At 56.1% G+C, this 16870-nt stretch carries 10 protein-coding genes; 3 read left to right on the forward strand and 7 right to left on the reverse strand.

What is annotated here, in order from left to right; genetic code table 11:
* Both FE784_RS39020 and FE784_RS39025 read right to left on the reverse strand, forming a co-directional pair.
* Positions 1–1557, reverse strand: a 1557-nt coding sequence (locus FE784_RS39020; RefSeq protein WP_139607704.1) for an excinuclease ABC subunit UvrA, incomplete at its 3' end; no start/stop codon positions are given.
* Positions 1558–1832: 275 nt separating this feature from the next.
* Positions 1833–2309 (reverse strand): VOC family protein, encoded by a 477-nt coding sequence (locus FE784_RS39025; RefSeq protein ID WP_176706840.1) that lies wholly within the window; start codon positions 2307–2309, stop codon positions 1833–1835.
* Between the two features lie 174 nt (positions 2310–2483).
* Between FE784_RS39025 and FE784_RS39030 the strand changes: the two genes are divergently transcribed.
* A complete protein-coding gene (locus FE784_RS39030) occupies positions 2484–5465 on the forward strand; it encodes a YcdB/YcdC domain-containing protein (protein WP_139607706.1) in 2982 nt (993 codons plus the stop codon).
* 530 nt (positions 5466–5995) lie between these two features.
* Here FE784_RS39030 and FE784_RS39035 read toward each other — a convergent pair.
* The gene (locus tag FE784_RS39035) at positions 5996–7018 is read right to left on the reverse strand and encodes an AraC family transcriptional regulator (protein ID WP_176706841.1); all 1023 of its coding nucleotides are present in this window, start codon (positions 7016–7018) and stop codon (positions 5996–5998) included.
* A 204-nt stretch (positions 7019–7222) separates the two neighbouring features.
* Between FE784_RS39035 and hepB the strand changes: the two genes are divergently transcribed.
* Both hepB and FE784_RS39045 read left to right on the forward strand, forming a co-directional pair.
* Positions 7223–11005: a heparin/heparin-sulfate lyase HepB gene (gene hepB / locus FE784_RS39040; RefSeq protein WP_176706842.1), complete on the forward strand. Its 3783-nt coding sequence runs from the start codon at positions 7223–7225 to the stop codon at positions 11003–11005.
* A 36-nt stretch (positions 11006–11041) separates the two neighbouring features.
* Complete coding sequence (locus FE784_RS39045) at positions 11042–12361, forward strand: extracellular solute-binding protein (RefSeq protein ID WP_139607709.1); 1320 nt, start codon at positions 11042–11044, stop codon at positions 12359–12361.
* Here the strand turns inward: FE784_RS39045 and FE784_RS43060 are convergent.
* The 4 genes from FE784_RS43060 to FE784_RS41415 form a co-directional block, all read right to left on the reverse strand.
* Positions 12261–12761, reverse strand: a complete 501-nt coding sequence (locus FE784_RS43060; protein WP_218103880.1) for a WG repeat-containing protein — start codon at positions 12759–12761, stop codon at positions 12261–12263. The genes FE784_RS39045 and FE784_RS43060 overlap by 101 nt on opposite strands.
* Positions 12762–12838: 77 nt before the next feature.
* Complete coding sequence (locus tag FE784_RS39055; protein WP_139607710.1) at positions 12839–14182, reverse strand: ABC transporter substrate-binding protein; 1344 nt, start codon at positions 14180–14182, stop codon at positions 12839–12841.
* A 203-nt stretch (positions 14183–14385) separates the two neighbouring features.
* Positions 14386–15252, reverse strand: a complete 867-nt coding sequence (locus tag FE784_RS39060) for an AraC family transcriptional regulator (RefSeq protein ID WP_139607711.1) — start codon at positions 15250–15252, stop codon at positions 14386–14388.
* A gap of 247 nt (positions 15253–15499) precedes the next feature.
* Positions 15500–16870 (reverse strand): hypothetical protein (locus FE784_RS41415; RefSeq protein WP_218103881.1); only part of this gene is annotated, 1371 nt, incomplete at its 5' end.

A 16870-nucleotide genomic window follows, 5' to 3' on the forward strand; every position in this document is an offset into this window, starting at 1 on the left:
CACGCCTACCGCCGATTGGTCGATGACGATCGCATCCGGATGCTGACCGAGGAACACTTCGTTGATCAGCGTACTTTTGCCCGAGCCGGCGACACCCGTAACGACGGTCAGCACGCCGGTCGGAATCGTTACGCTCACGTTCCGCAAGTTGTGCAGGGTGGCATTATGGATGGACAGCTTGCCGGAAGGCTGCCGGCAATCGTGCTTCAGTTGGAGCGGCCGCTTCATATGGGTGCCCGTTAGCGTGTTTGCCTCCAACAAGCCTTGGAAGCTTCCTTCATATACGATTGTACCGCCGCGGCCGCCGGCATAAGGCCCGACATCGACGATATGGTCCGCCACCTTGATTACATCGGGATCATGCTCGACGACAATGACGGTATTGCCCTTGTCGCGCAGCTTCTGAAGCAACTCATTTAACCGATGAACATCACGGGGGTGCAAGCCAACGCTAGGCTCATCGAAAATGTAAGTGACATCCACCAGACTGCCGCTCAGGTGCTTCACCATCTTGACGCGCTGCGACTCGCCGCCGGACAACGTATCCGTCTCGCGGTCCAGCGTCAAGTAGTCCAGTCCGATATCGACCAGATGCTGCAGCCGCTCCGTCAGCGACTTGACGATCGGCGCCGCGACGGCATCGTCGATCTCCCGGATGACGCGGATAAGCTGTCCGACCTCCATCGATGACATCTCCGCAATGTTGCGTCCGTTGATCTTGCAGCCGAGCGTGGCCGGACTCAGTCTCGCTCCGCGGCAGCCGGTGCAGGGACCTTCGGAAATGTACGGCGCAACTATTTTCTGCGTGCGCTCGGATTTCGTCTTCACGTCCTGCTTGATATATTTGTTGGCAAACTTCTCGATGACGCCTTCCACCGTAATATTCATGGCTTTGCCGGCAAAATCCATCTGGACTTTTCTGGCCTTGGCATACAGCAGCCGCTCCAGTTCATCATCCGTGTAATCGCTCAGCTTCTTGTCGAGAACGAAGTCCCCCGACTGCACGATCATATTCCATTCCCAGCCGCCGACCGAATAGTCCGGCAGCATAATGGCCCCTTCGTTCAACGATTTGGATATGTCCAGCGCCTTGCTCATGTCGACGCCCAGCCTGCGGCCGATTCCGTTGCACTCGGGACACATGCCTTGCGGATCGTTAAACGAGAACATGTGCGCTTGTCCGACATAAGGCTGGCCTACCCGGGAGAATAGCAGACGGAGAATCGGAGAAATATCGGTTATCGTGCCCATCGTGGAATGGGAACCGCCGCCCAGCCGCTTCTGATCCACGATTACGGCCATGCTCAGATTTTCGATCGCATCCGTATCCGGCTGCGGAACGCGGGGCAGAAAATTGCGCACGAACATGCTGAAGTTCTCATTCAGCAATCGCGTCGATTCCGCGGCGATCGTATCGAAAACGATCGATGACTTGCCGGACCCGGATACGCCGGTGAAAATCGTGATCTTTCGCTTGGGAATGCGCAAGGATACGTTCTTGAGATTGTTTTCCCTCGCACCCGAGATTACGATATGCCCCTGATTCGATTCACTCATGAGTAACATCCTTCCGAAAGTGTTAATTTCTACTTATATTCTCATTGTACCATTCATCATGCATAGAAAGTCGGGCAGCCGAACTTGCACCTGTTATCGTACTAACCAAGAGGTGATGCGATAGCTTTTCTCGAAAATTCAGGGTGCGTCCGTAAAATAATAATTTGGCAAGCTGATCGCAGATACACGACTTCTGGTTAACCTCCTGTTGTACTATGACCCAGATCAAAACCCTCCGCGCGGAGGGTTTTATCCTTTTACTTTTATAAAAGCGATCAGGGCTGCCAGACTTCCCACAAGTTCCCATCGAGATCATAGAACTGAAAGTTAGGTCCGCATTCTCGACCCTCCGGAATATCGCTTGTAATACGAACTCCATTCTCCTTAAACCGCTCGAACAGCTCCTGGATGCGCGGCGTAATGAAACAGCCGACAGGAACGCGATCGCCATTATTGTTGGTAAATCCTAATCGCCCGCCCTTTAACTCCGATTGGATCAGAAACATTGCCGGTACGGTGGTTCTTAGACCTGCACCCGGTAATTTATCGTGATGATCGGGAAAACGCAAGATCGCAATCCCCGCCCCAGGCTTGACGGGATCATGACTGCCAGGTTGTCTGCAGCCTAGATTTTTTCGATACCATTGAACGGATTCATAGACGTCCTGCACCGGAACGTAAATACAGGTGATTCCTGTAATGTCCTCCGGTTTGTTATCTATTTGAACTTCTTCTGCTTGGTTTTGGCTCAAATATGATCTCCTCCATTTGAATTTTCTACCAGTATACAACTAGAATACCGTACGTTTGTTCTCTTGTAAATAGCCGGAGAAAGAGGCGAGCGAAACAAATCCGTTATCCGAAACGTCTAAATGAAATGGATACATATTACAATATTCCCAGACGACGGACGGAGGAGAGATACCATGCACAAAACGGCAGCGCTCGGACTGGCACTGGCTTGGTTGCTTGCGGTGAACGCGCCGGCCGGAAGCGCCGAAAGGGCGGCGGATTTGCCGAAAGACGCCGATATTTCGATGAGAGCCGCGACTGGAACCGCAGAAGGCGCCGGAAGTACCGCGACCGCAGCAGGCGTCGCCACGAATCCGGGAGCGGCTATTGCGGCAACGACTGAGCCAGTCGGAGAAGCTTTGAGGCCCGTTTCGTCCCGAACGGAGGAAGCAGAGCCGACAGTTGCATACAGGCTGGAGGAACAGGATGCCCTTCGCGCAACGGTAAGCTTCCGGGACGGCGCGGTGTTCGCCGGGGACGAGCAAGTGGGCGTCAAGCGAGGCGATACTTATTTCTTTAACTTGAATTTTGTATCGGCTGCCTTCGACTTTCGCGCGGAAGCTTTCGGGGCGGACGGCAGCCTGAAAGTGGAAAACGCGGTCGGGTACGGGTTTACCGTATCGGTTCATCCGGTTTCGACCTTGTACTGGGGGGGCCGGGCGGTGCGCACCGTCGGGTTGCCGTTTTCGCTTCATATGGACGAAGCGCAGCAGCCCTATATCGCGCAGCCGAACATGGAAGCGTTGTTCGGCCTTCGTCTGGAACGGGGCGACACTCAAGAAGAAGCCGAGCTGGTGTTTCCGCAGTACGCCAGCGAATTCGTCGATTTTCCCGAAACGGTCGATGGGGACACGCTGCGGATCAACGCGCAAGTGCGCACGTCAGGCGCGCATTCGGGACCCCTGCTTCGATTGTATCAGCCGGACGCTACCGAGAATAAGGAAGGCGCCTCCTCCTTCGAGCTTGTCCGATGGGGAGCGGACTATCCGTACAAGGCAGCCGCGACGATCCCGCTGTTACCGGGACCCAACCGGGTTTGGGCGCTTCTGCAGGTGAACCAGCGAATTGTCGCCGCCTCCGAGCGGGACGTGACCGCACGCTTCGAGCATTTTCCGTTGACGGTGCGACCCTCCGCCCCGACGATGATGAGCTTCAGCGAGATCGAGCTGGATGAACCTATAGTCGGCTATGAGGTCTCGAAAGATGAGGGCGTTCCTCTGAAAGGCAAGGTGCGTAAAGCGATAGGCGACGAACTGACGGCAAGCGTGGAAAAATTGCAAAATGGCGTCTTCGTTCGTGCGGCCAAGGAGACGATTCCGCTGACCGACGAAACGTTTGAGCGGTTCATCCGCTGGCCGGGCGGTCCGGGACTTTACCGCATTCGCGTGTTGTCCGATTTGACCGGCCAGCGCGGACAATCGGGAACGGCGGAAATCGCGCGGTTCTACGCGGAATATCGGAAGCCGACGGCGCAGCCCGACAACAACGGAGCAACATCGCCGAGCGATAGCGATTCGGCGTCGCCGGTCGACACCGAAACGGCGCAGCCGGTCGCCATCGAACAGGAGCGCGCTTTGCAAATCGTCGCCGAGTTGGGTATTATTCCCGACGGGTACCAGGTGAAGGAGGCGCAGATCGAGCAGAGGCTCGCCTACTTTGTCGTCAAACGCCGGCAAATCGATCCGTTTCATCATGGACCGGCTCGCTGGGTCATCCGTTACGCGTCCCCGGACGGTACGGGTGCGGAATGGCGGGTTGAGTTGGACGCTTCGACGGGCAAGCTTTTCAGCTTTTATCGGGAAGATCCGCTTCGCGGACCGATGTACAGTCCGGCGGTGTCGTACGAGGAGGCGAAGGCGATCGCGGAAGCTTTCGTGGCTCGCGTGAATGGCGATATCGTCGAACAATTGCGCTATGACGATTCTCGGGAGAGCATCTATACCGACCCGCTGTCCTTCTCCATGTCTTCGGCCTACTGGATCTCCTACCAACGGCTCGCGGGCGGTATACCTTATCCCCAAAACAACGTCCATGTGTCGATTGACGAGAACGGAACGATTTTCAGCTACAATTACAACTGGAACGACTCGGTCCGCTTCGAGGACCCTGCGTCCGCAATGGACCCGCAGCAGGCGGAACAAGCATTTCGCGACCGCGTGGCCCCTGCCTATCTCATGCCGCTCGATCGACCGGAAAATGCCCGGCCCATTTACGAGTTTTTCCCGAACGATCGATTGGAGGCAGCCACCGGCCGGTTCCTCGACATCAACCTGAGTCCGCTTCCGGACGTCCGCCGAAAACCGGTTGGCGGCAAGCCGTTGTCGGAGCCTCCGGCTGCGCCGGTCGAGCCTTTGACGAAGGAGGAAGCGGCGGCAATAGCCAAAACCGTGCTGAACCTTCCTGCCGACAGCGAGCTACGGGAGGTCCACTTAATCGGGAATCTGTGGCAGTTGAATTTCAAGCCCGGCGGGCCCGACAGCACGGAGAGCGCTCTTGTCAATTTGCATCGATTGACCGGTTTGTCGGTGAATTATCATCATTATCGCCCGTCGGCCGGCCAAAGACCGATTCTTTCATGGCACCAAGCTCGCGAAACAGCCGAACGATTCCTGACCGCGGTCATGCCCTACGCCCTGGATGAGCTTTATCCGCTGGACTACGATTCGTCCATCACAGCGACCACAGGTGCTTTCGGGCAGGCAGGGCCGTTACTTTACTCCTACCGGCAAATTCGCCAAGGCGTTACTTTGGGTGAGGTTCGTGTCAGCGTCCACCCCAGTAACGGCGAGGTTGTAGAATTCGTCAACAGCGTGCACGGTATGGCTCCGCCACCGCCCGCCCGTTTTCCCGGGCTGTTGCCGCCGGAGCAAGCGCAAGCGGCTCTGTTTGACCGCTATCGGCTGGAGCTGATTTACGATTCGCCGAACGAGACTCGCAGCTTCTCGGGAGATTATGGGGATGTGCTGGCAAAAGTCAAAGACACCGATCCTTCGCACGCTGTCGCCCGTCTCATCTATCGTTGGATACCTCAATCGCATTACGACAACGCGGCTTTCGACGCGCAAACCGGAGCGTGGATCGATCGTCGGTTCGGGGAAACTATCCAAGACCCATGACAAAGAAACGATGACCATGCAAAATGTTGCCGGTCTGTATGACCCGAACGCAAATATTGGGGGCTCCCGGTTAACGCGACAAGCAGCATCCCGTCCACTCTGTATAAGGAATCGGGATGCTGTTTTGTCGTTTGCTACTATGGCTGGGAAAGGAAGGTCGATAAGTTTTAATGCCATTGACAAGAACATTTATCATTTGGCACGAAATTCCCTAAAAAATCCGTAATGAATTGATGTTAATTTCAGTCATTTATAACCGTTTTGCTTGCAGCATCTCCTCCGGCAGCGCTTGCGACTTCCCCCTCACCGCCAACGGCTTGCGCCGGGTTAACGCATCTTTGTCCATCATCACTTGCGTTTCTTCGCCCTTTGGTTGTCCGGCATCGCCCTCTCGGCGGCTCTAAGGCTCTGTACGCCCAACGACGGCGCCGGCTGCGCCTGTGTCTGATCGGCGGTGAATGTCCCCATCTTAATCAGAAGCGCTTCCCTCCTATTTGTGAAAATAACAATTGGATTCAACTGCGCCAGGGTCAAGGTCCGGCTTCCGATACAGACACGGCTGTACGGTCAGCAAGATTTTCCTGCACTTCGTCCGTCTCCGCCGCTTCTCCCGCCGGCGGCCGGTCCAGCTTGTATTTCGGCCGGTAATAGCTGGGCGGCTGACCGGACCAGCGCCGGAACTGTCGGGAAAAATGGTTGAAGCTCGCAAAGCCGAGCCGTTCGGCGATTTCCCCGATCGGGGCGTCCGTATTCATGAGCAGCAATTTGGCCGCGTTCATTTTTTGCTGGCTGACGTATTGGCGGGGCGAGATCCCGTACACTTTGGCGAATATTTTCGTAAATTGCGTCCGGCTCATCCCCATCCGCCCCGCCAATTCGGTAATCGTCACATTCGTATAGACTTGCTCGTCCAGCTTCCGCTCGATCGCGTGCGCCGTATCGATTTCCGCCGGCGAGCTGTACGGTCCCGCAGCTTCTTCTTTGTTCGCAAGCGGCGCGGCGCTCGCCGGCTGCCGGGCGACGATTTCCGCAATCGCCAGCGTCACGTAAGCTTGCAGCGCGAGCTTGCCGTGCGGCGGCAATTGCTCGACCCAGAACCGATTCCGCCTCTGGACGGACTCGAGATGAAGCACGCGCTTGGGCACATGGCCGCGCAGCAGCTCCTCGAGACTGCGGCCCAGTTCATCCAGGAAGGGAGAAAGGCGCTCCGCGCTTTCCCCGACGGAGACGTGCTTGTAGGGCGCGGCGTGCAGAAGCTGGCGCAAGCCATGATCGTCGATATCGAAATGGGCATGAAAAAAATAGTATGACCGGTCGGTATCGTTCCACAGCCGGTGCTTCACCCGCGACTTGATAACAAGCCAATCTCCGGACCGCAGCACAAGGATATGCCCCTCCAGTTCCAGCGTAATCTCCCCCGACCGGCAATGAAGCAATTCGCAATAGGAATGGTAATGCTTCTCGAACGACCATCCCGGCGCCCTGCTGCCGAATATGCTGTTGAATACTTGAATCGTGTTCATCGTCTGCATAAAGGCCACGTCGATCGTCATGCCCCCGCCTCCGCTCTTTCCGGTTTCATCACCACTATAGCACGGCATCGGACACAAATGGTGTAAAAGTGGAGCGCTTCTACAGATTGTAACCGTATTCAGCGCTGGCGTATGATAACGGAGAAAGGAGGAAAACCGCTTAGTAAACAAGCCAAATACGAATCAGAGGAAGGAGTGGCCAATCTGAACGGCAGGAAGAACATAATGTGTAATCGGCGAGCCGCGAGAAACATGCTCGTCTGTTTGCTGACGCTTGTTCTCGCGCTGGGGGGCGCGCTTCCCCCCGGCTCGAAGACGCATGCGAATCCGGCTCCGCTGCTCTCCAACGGCGGATTCGAATCGGGACTGACCGGATGGAACGTGTATTACAACTCTTCGGCTTACGTGTCGGTCACCGATCAGCAGGCATATGCCGGATCGTACAGCCTGAAGGTCGACGATGTGTCCGCGTCGGCCGTCCACGGCGCCGAAAGCCACAAATTTCCTGTAGTGGCCGGAGGGCAATATACGGCGACCGCGTATACGCGGGTCGACAGCGGACAAGGTCTCATTTACTTGAATTTTTACAACGCCTCCAACCAGAAAATCGATCAAAAAACGGCGGGCAGCTCGGCGACGGCGGGACAATGGAAAGCGTTGACCGCCTCGTTGACCGCTCCCGCCGGGGCGACGACGGCTTCCGTTTCGCTCCACGGCACGACCACCAATACGGGGATCGCCTATTACGATGAAATTGGCGTCGTCGAGCGGATCGTCCTGCGCGGCTCCGTCAACGATGCCGTGTACGCTTCGCCGGTTGCCTGGACGGACGTGTACTTGTACGCCGCGGCGGACACCGGGTTTCTGACGCCGCTAGACAAAGGATTGTCCAACAAGGACGGCTTGTTCTCGCTGCAAGGAGGGGTTACCCAAGGCGATTACGTCATCCGGGCGATGAAAGACGGGTACCAACGCGCTACGATGGCTGTCGAAGTGGGTCAAGGAAGCAGCATCAGCTTGGCCGTATCCTTGACGCCGGACAGTGTGGCCGTGCCGTACCCGGTCGGCGGCAGCGCGACCGTTCCCGCTACTGGCGAGCCGATCGCGGGAGCGGACATCGTCCTATATGACGATGACGATTTGTCGTTTACGACGCCGATCGGGACGGCAACGTCGGCGGCGGACGGAACGTTTGCGATCGATACATCCGTTCCGAACGGCACCTACCAGGTCCGTGCGACGAAAACCGGCTTTTACGCCACAACGGTTCCGGTGACGGTCCGCGACAGCGCGCAAGACGGCGTACAGATCCGGATGCTGCCGCGCGACGACGTCTCCTTGACGGAAATGCCGACTCCGCCGGCCGCGCATCCGCGGCTGTACGTGACTCCCGACCTGATTCCGCAAATGCAGGCAAGGCTGGAGCATCCCGTATTGGCTCCGGCATGGGAGCAGTTGGAACAGCAAAGCGCAATCCCCGCTCTGTCCGGCAAAAGCAGCGGCAGCACGCTTGCCATCGAATCGTACGACTTCCCGGAGCCGGAGCAAGCGCGCTTTGTCAAAATCGTCGGACGCGGCAATTCGGTGAACGATTGGAATTCCATAACGGAGACCGAACTTTATACGCGCGATCCCTCCGACAACTTGCTGAAGCTGACCGTAAGCGACGTCTCCTGGAGCAGTCAGGACGGAGCGTATGACGGGAACAAGACGATCGACGGCGTGATCGGGCCCGAATCTCGCTGGTCCGCGCAAGGACGCGAAGAGTGGATTCAATATGATTTGAGCGTTACGGAGCAGGTTTATGCGATCGGCCTGGCCTGGCATGCCGGCAATACGCGGCAGTCTCTCTTCGATGTGTACGTGTCCGTCGACGGCTCCGACTGGAGTTGGATCGATCTCGGCTCGGGCAATGCTCCCGGCGAGTTGGCCCCGCCTGCGGCCGGCAAATCCAATTATTCCCCCGAGATTAAAAATGCGATCGAATACAACGCGATGAAATATTTGCTCAAGGGAGATACCGACAGCGGCCGGCTGGCCATCGAAGCGGCGCTCCGCTTTATGGACACCGCCGTTTTTGCCGATCCCGATCCGTTCCGGCCGATCGGCGATACGATGCATGCCGCGGCGCTCGTGTACGACTGGTGCTTCCCGCTCCTGACCGCTGAAGAAAAAACGGCCTTCATTGCCAACCTCAAGGATTTGGCCGGCCAGATGGAAATGGGCTATCCTCCGATCGGCGGCGGACCGATCAGCGGACACGCCTCGGAAAACATGCTGATGCGGGACTGGCTGGCGGCGGGCATCGCCGTTTACGGGGAAGACCCCGAGATGTACAACTTGTCGGCGCAGCGTTTCTTTAACGAATTTGTTCCGGCGCGCAATTTTTGGTACTTGTCCGGCATGAACCACCAAGGCGATTCCTACGGTGTCGGAGTCCGCTACCTGGGCGAAATGTGGGCGCAATGGCTATTCGAGCGGATGGGCCATGGACCCGTATTCGTTCCCGAGCAGGGAGAGATGCTGTACCGTGCCCTGTATATGCGCAGACCCGACGGACAGTGGCTTCGCGACGGCGACAGCTTCACGACCAATTCCAACCCGCCCGGCGCCTACTGGAAGTACCCGTCGACACTGCTATTGGCCACTTCGTACTATAAAGACCCGTACTTGCAGGATGAATTCCAGCGGCAGTACACGCTGGGGCTGAACCCGCTGGCGGAGCTGCTGTTTCTCGATCCCGATTTGACCTCGAGCCCGGTCTCCCAGCTTCCGCTGACCCGGTATTTCGGCTTCCCGTATGGCAGCATGGTTGCGCGAACCGGCTGGAGCAGCGATACGCCGGGGACTCGCGCTTCCGATGTCGTCGCCGAAATGAAGGTGGGCAATTATTCGTACGGCAACCACCAGCATCTGGATATGGGCAGCTTCCAGCTGTATTACAAAGGCGCGCTCGCCCTCGATTCGGGCATGTATCAGGGGCGCAACGGAGGCTACGGAAGCCAGCACGACATCCATTATTACAAGCGGACGATCGCCCACAACTCCATGCTCGTCTACGATCCGGCGGAACGGTTTTACAGCGGATGGCGCAACGACGGCGGGCAGCGCAAGGTGGCCAATGTCCGATACTTGGACGATCTGCTCGGCAAAAACTACTACCACGGGCTAGTTCTCGGACAGCAGTTCGGTCCCGATCCGGTTGCTCCGGACTTCAGCTATATCAAGGGCGACCTGACGGCCGCCTACACGAGCAAGGTCAAACAATTTCAGCGATCGTTCCTGTTCCTGAATTTGAAAGACGTCGAGCATCCCGCGGCGATGGTCGTCTTCGACAAGGTGATCGCCTCCGATCCGAATTTCCGCAAATACTGGCTGCTGCACAGCATGGAGGAGCCGCAGATCAGCGGCAATACGACGACGCTCGTCCGCAGCGAAGGCGGATACGAGGGCAAGCTGGTCAACGAAACGCTGCTGCCGGCAAGCGGCAATGCAAGACTGGAAAAGGTCGGAGGCTCCGGCCAGGAGTTCGAGGTATTCGGAGCCAACATTGCCCAAACTCCGATCCCGCCTGCGGGCCAACATACGATTGAAGCGGGCGCCTGGCGCATGCAATTATCGCCCGAAACGCCGTCGGAAACCGATCATTTTCTCAATGTGATGCAGGTGATGGACAACGACGGCACCTCGCCGCTCGCAGTCGAAGCGGTCGATTCCGAACGGATGGTCGGCGCCGCGATCGACGACTATGTCGTGCTGTTCGGCAAATCGGGCAACAAAGAAAGCGGAACGGTGACGTTTGCCACCTACGGCCCGCAACCCGCACTGAAGTATGTGATCGCCGATCTGGCTTCGGGTACGTGGCGTATCGCCAAAACCGGCGAAACGGAGCCGGATGAGGCCGAAGTCGGCGAAGAAGGCGGCGTGCTGTATTTCACCGGCGCTCCCGGCACGTACACGTTGACGTACCTTGGGAACGGCTCGCTATACAGCCGTGAGCGGCAATGAAAAGCAACTATTAAGGAGCAATAAGGAGTCCTGACGATGAAACACAGCAAACTATTGGCAAGTCTGATGACCGTGAGCCTGACACTCGGCGCTTGCGGCGGCGAGACGCCGGGCGGGTCGGGCGGCGACGCCGGTCCGGTGGAATCGTCCGCGAGCATCGAGCAAAAACCGGCTACGCTTACTTTTTTGCAAGCCAATCTGAGCGAGGAATTGTTCAATCAGCGGTACGGCGATCCGCTGCGCAAGCGATTCCCGAATTTTACGATCGAGTATTTGCCTACCACATACGCCAATTATGCCGATACGATCGCATCCGCCGCTTCGATCGATATCGTGTTTGCTTCCGCGCAGGGCATGTACGGCAATTTGCAGGCGTATAAGCTGGAAAGCGATATTCGCGATCTAGTCGGCAAATACAAATTCGATCTGACGCGGTTTCCCGCATCGACGTTGAAGGCCCAAAATCCGTCCGGGGACGGAGCGATCTACGGCTTTCCGCTGAATGTCGGCGTTCTGGTGTTTTTATACAATAAAGATCTGTTCGACAAATTCGGCGTCGCCTATCCGATGGACAGCATGACATGGGACCGGCTATTCGAGCTGGCGCGCAGCATGACTCGTAATGAAGGCGGACGTCAATATCAGGGGTTAAGCATGGCGTTTGAGCATGTAGCCGGCTGGAACCAAAAGTCGGCGTCCTACTTCGATGCCCAGACCGGCAAGGCCCGCTTGTACCAGGACGACGTCAAAGACGTGCTCCTGAATGCGGCGAGATTTTGGCAGATCGCCGGCAATGCGCCGCCCGACAACAAATATTCGCTCGCCCCGATCCGGAACTGGTTTTTGAAAGACCAGACAACCGCGATGTATATCGATGCGGACGGGCTGATCCGCCTGACGGCGGATGCGCTGACGAATTGGGATATCGCCAAAATGCCGGTGTTCCCGGGACTGGAGGATGTCGGGCCGGCGCCCAATACCAATTACGCGTTTATCGCCCAGACCAGCAAAAATCGCGATGCGGCCTTCCAGGCCCTCTCCTATCTGGTCTCGGAGGAATACCAGCAATGGGCGGCGGAGCACCTGGGCCTGCTGCCGGCCTTGGCAAACGCGGAACCGCTGATCGGAAACTTTGGCGGACAGATTCCGAATTTCACCAACAAAAACGTCCAGGCGCTGCTGTTTCCAAAGACGGCCGTCATTCAGAACTCGCATCGCCACTATGGGATCGCCGCCGGGGAAATGTCGAATGCGCTTAATGACTATTTGGCGGGCAAAGATGTGAACTCGGCACTGAGGGAAGCGGCCGAACGGGTCGACAAACGGGTTGCCGAAGCGGTAAGCGGAGCAAAGTGAACGGCTTTCTTGAACACGGGACACGGGAATGGGATAAAGTTCTTGTCATTTGGTTTTGACAAGAACTTTGTCCCAAAACAAAGAGCCGCGATTTAGGCGGCGCTGCCACCGACTTGCCGGACTTGTCGATAAGGCCGTACGAGCCGCCCGTCATCACCGTTGCCAAACCGTCCTCGAACGGGCCGGCATGATCATATCGGAGAGGAACGACCGTATCTCCGTTTTTGTCGATGTATCCCCATTTCCCATTTGTATAATTCGGCCCATGCCGTGAAATCGTTCCACGTTTGTTCGTACGCTGTACGTGCCGGCTTCCTTTCTGAATGGCAATGTCGTCTCCCAAGTCGATAATGCCGATTATCGTCCGATTGATCTGGAAGCGATGGGCAAATACAAACACAAAGAAGCCGCCTTTCAGCGGCTTCTACACATCAACCTGTCCTAATAAAGTGGTTTGGCATGAATTGGGGGCGGGTATTACTTGCTGCTGCTTGCGGCTTTCAACTCGGCAACAGCTTTGTCCGCTTTCTCTGCCGTTTCGCGCAGCACGGTATTGAGATCTTTCTCGCCACGGATCGCATCCAGCACCGCCGCCGTATAGACACGTTCCACCTGCAGCTCATACGTCGACTTCCACGAGATCGGCGCCAGCTTGTTGTAATACGCGCCTTTCCAGTTTTTATCCTTAAACTGGCTTCCGCTGCCAAATACGTTTTGGATCGATTCGTCTTGCAGAACGGACATCATTCCCTTTTTCGAGTTGGCTGTCTGCGACTCTTTGGACGCCAAAAATTTGATCACTTCCATCGCGGCATCTTTGTTTTTGGCCATGGAGGTAATGCTCATCGCAACGGCTGTCGCCTGCCCGCCGACGCCTTTCAACTCCGGGAACGTCGGGAGCGCAACCATATCCCAGTCGATTTTCTCCAAGTCTTTCGGCACAGCCGCCGGAAATTCCGAATGGAAGTGCAGCATCGCCACATCTTGCGTATTCGTAAATCCTAGACGGTTCGGAAGCGCTTTTTTCGCGATGACATAGTTTTTCATGCCGTTGTTCGCATCGGTATCGATAAAGATCGTCTGGATCAGTTTTTTCCACGTCTCCCGCTCGAACGTCGATTTGCCTGTCTTCTCATCCAGATAAGGATCGGAGAACGGGGTCATTTTCAATGCATATTGCTGCGAGCCGACAAAGCCTAAGTACTGCACATCGCCGTCCTTGCGCGTCAGCTTCTGCGACGTCGCCTTCATCTCATCCCAGCTCATGCCGTCCTTGGGGTATGGAACGCCGAACTTGTTGAAAAGATTTTTGTTGTAAAACACCATCGGCACTTGCACACTGGTCGGCAGCATGTACAGCTTGCCATTGCCTGCACGGCGAATACCGTCTATGACAGAAGGCTCAAACTGGGTCAAATCGACACCGTGTTTTTTGGCCAAGTCGGTCATATCGTATGCAATGCTTGAATTCAGCAGCGGATCGAGTACGTAGTCGAAGACGTTGTATATAATGTCCACCCGGCGTCCCGTCATGATCACTTCGGGAATCAAGGAGCCCGGCTCCTGGCGCAAGTACGAGATTTTGTAATCCGGGAACTTGGCACGGATCACATCGCCGAACTTCCCATTGAAGCTTTCTTCCGCTTCGCCGGACGTGCTGTAGAAAATCAACTCCACAGGCTCGCTTGGCTTTGCCGGCGGCGCTTGTGTGCTTCCTCCTTCGTTCGGTCCCGCTTGCCCGGTTCCGGTTCCGGACGAACAAGCCGTGAGCAGCGAGCTCAGCAATAGGGGAAATAAGATAGCGCGGTATTTCTTTTTCATCGTTCGTGACTCCCTTTACAATTGGATTGAATGCCATGAAGCGCTTCCAGTCCATCATAAACGGTGTGCAAACGTACCTCCATTGGCTATCTTGACTTTTGACATGGCGATTTGGTCATTACCGTCGCAATCAAAGGAATTCTAACGCTTAATCGAATAAGAAAAACGTCTATCGACGCATGGACCGCTACGACCAGAAGTGATCAACGATGCTGTTCTCGATATTTGCCGGGTGTCGTGCCAGTGACTCTGGCAAACAATTTGCTAAAAAATGCGACATCCTCGTACCCGACCATCTCGGACACGACGTCCATCTTCTCGTCCGTGTCGACCAATAGCCGTTTGGCCTTTTCCACGCGTACCCGGTGCAAAAACTCAATCACCGTCGAACCTTTGTGACGATGGAACAACCGGTTCAGCTGGCGCACCCCGATATGAAACAGTTCCGACAACGTGGACAAGGTGATACGCTGGTCGTAGTGACGCTCGACATAGCCGCACATCCGTTGGACCAGCAGTTCGCTCGACACATTTACGTCTTTCGTCCGCTGACCTTCCGTATAGTAGCGGGACAGCTGGATGAACAGCTCCGTCATCCGCAACTGGACGACCGCCTGATAACCGGGGCGTGTTTGAAGCAGTTCCTGATGCAGCTCTTTCAGACCGGAGCGCACCACATCTTCGATGGAGCCGCGCAAGTTTAGCTTGTGGTGAAACCGCGCCTCCTTGTTCAAAAACGGCTGCACGTAGAAAAAGTCCAGCGCATCGGACAGACGCAATTCGCGCAGCAGCGAAGTCGGTATAAACCCCGGATCGAATAAACAGTTCGTTACCACGATCTCCTGACCGTCCTGGATCGCGTAACCGTGCAATTCGCCCGGATTAATAATAAAAATATCGCCTGCCCGAACTTGATAGGAAATATCCTGAAAGAGGTGGATCGCTTGCCCGGACTCCACATAGATCAATTCCACAAATTCATGCCCATGAAGCGGCGGGATGTCATGTTTGTCATGACGAATACGCTTGATCCAGAATGGAAAATCGCGAGGATGTTTGTAATAGGACATGGTTTTGATCTCTATGTTTCGTCCCTCCTCTGTTCTCCGATTGTAAATCCAATTGCTATTGTATCACAATTTGACCCGCGGGACGGACACTCCTTCTATTGAAGGTACCAGCCTGCATCCGCTTGGTCAAACCAGCAGGAGCGGCAACGGCAAACAGAGCTGTCTCCTCGTCATGTGCGGTGACCGACGGAGACAGCCCATCTGCTGATTCAACGTGCCGATGTTCGTGCAGCGTGCGGCGTCGGATTCAGATCGTATCCGATAGCGACCATAAGCCGGCAATGTTCGCGCTTGCTGCGTACCGTTCCTGCGGCTCGACGATCCACTGCGTCGCTGCTGCTGCGCCATTCGCCTTCAGTTGATCCACCCCGGTCACTTTGATCCGCACTTGACCGCCCGCCTGCGAAGCGTTGACGACCGTATACGTCAAACCGAGCGATACTGCTGCAGCAGGCAATTCCACATCGAGCACGCCCGTCGCGGTCTCGGGCAGGCGCAGCTCGTATCCGGCCCACATGCCTGTTGCACAGACAAGCGGCTGATCCAGCAGCTTCACCGGACGATCCCCGGTATAGCGAACGGTCACGCCGCCCGCCTCATTGACCCGCACAAATCCTTTGTTGCCGTCCAGGTCGTTCTCTCCGAATCCGTCCACAATCGTCAAACGCTGAATGGATGAACCCGGAGCCGTCTGCATCCAGAACGGCGCCTTCATCTTCGGTGTCGTGCGCGTATCGATGGCTCGGGGACGAATAAGTGTAATTCGCCCTGTGTGCGTCATTCCTTTGGTGACATCATCCGCAGTCAAGGTGAGAACGAACGCGCATTGCAGCGTATAGCTGCTTCCGGTTACCCCTTCCTCATTCGGGTCCTGCACCATCACATCCGAAGCTACGACAGACGGGGCATGTTTTCCCCAACGGCCCCATTCTACGCCTTTGCGTTTGGGCCGCACAATCGCTGCCGTCTCAATCACGATTTGCCCGCGAATTGTTTTTTGCAGCTCGGCAGCGCTGCTTGGAGCCGGATTGTTAAATTTGAGCGCGCCCGTCGGACCGTCGTCTACGGATCGATAGTTCGAAACGTACACATTGAAAAACGGGTCCTCCACAACGGAACGGGATAGGAAACCGGGTACAATTTCAAGACCGCCCATCTTGTTGTTGCGCGTTGTCACATCGATCAGAGACACATCGATATAAGCCTTTGCCTGCGCATTGGGTTCAATATCGATACCGAACGCCGGACCTGTCCAGGCAATATTCCCTGTATTGCGATACTCCCCGCCAATGACACGGCAACAGCGCGCTGCCGTAATCGACAAGCCTTGTCTTCGGTTGGAATCGGCAATACAGTTTTCCAGCGTAATATGCTCCGGGATCGGCAAAGTCTGGTTCGCGGGGTAAACCCCGATGTAGTAGCCATCGCCCCAAAACTTTTCCGCCAATCCGTCTTGAATCGTAATATGCTTCGCGCCGGAAACAATGTAAAACCCGAATCCCCATTCGCCGCCCGTGCCCGTATGCGTCGTACCCACATCGCCTATAACCCGCGGGCTATACATCGTCACATGCTCGCGGCCTTGAAAATTAAACAGCACATACTCCCCGTTCGCGCT

It is taken from the genome of Paenibacillus hemerocallicola, from assembly GCF_006265175.1.
Lineage (GTDB): Bacteria > Bacillota > Bacilli > Paenibacillales > NBRC-103111 > Paenibacillus_AB > Paenibacillus_AB hemerocallicola.

What these genes read in the sequence shown, in the direction of transcription:
- FE784_RS39030 (WP_139607706.1), top strand. Translation starts at nt 2,484, where the DNA reads ATGCACAAAACGGCAGCGCTCGGACTGGCACTGGCTTGGTTGCTTGCG.
- FE784_RS39035 (WP_176706841.1), bottom strand. Translation starts at nt 7,018, where the DNA reads ATGACGATCGACGTGGCCTTTATGCAGACGATGAACACGATTCAAGTA.
- hepB (WP_176706842.1), top strand. Translation starts at nt 7,223, where the DNA reads ATGTGTAATCGGCGAGCCGCGAGAAACATGCTCGTCTGTTTGCTGACG.
- FE784_RS39045 (WP_139607709.1), top strand. Translation starts at nt 11,042, where the DNA reads ATGAAACACAGCAAACTATTGGCAAGTCTGATGACCGTGAGCCTGACA.
- FE784_RS39055 (WP_139607710.1), bottom strand. Translation starts at nt 14,182, where the DNA reads ATGAAAAAGAAATACCGCGCTATCTTATTTCCCCTATTGCTGAGCTCG.
- FE784_RS39060 (WP_139607711.1), bottom strand. Translation starts at nt 15,252, where the DNA reads ATGTCCTATTACAAACATCCTCGCGATTTTCCATTCTGGATCAAGCGT.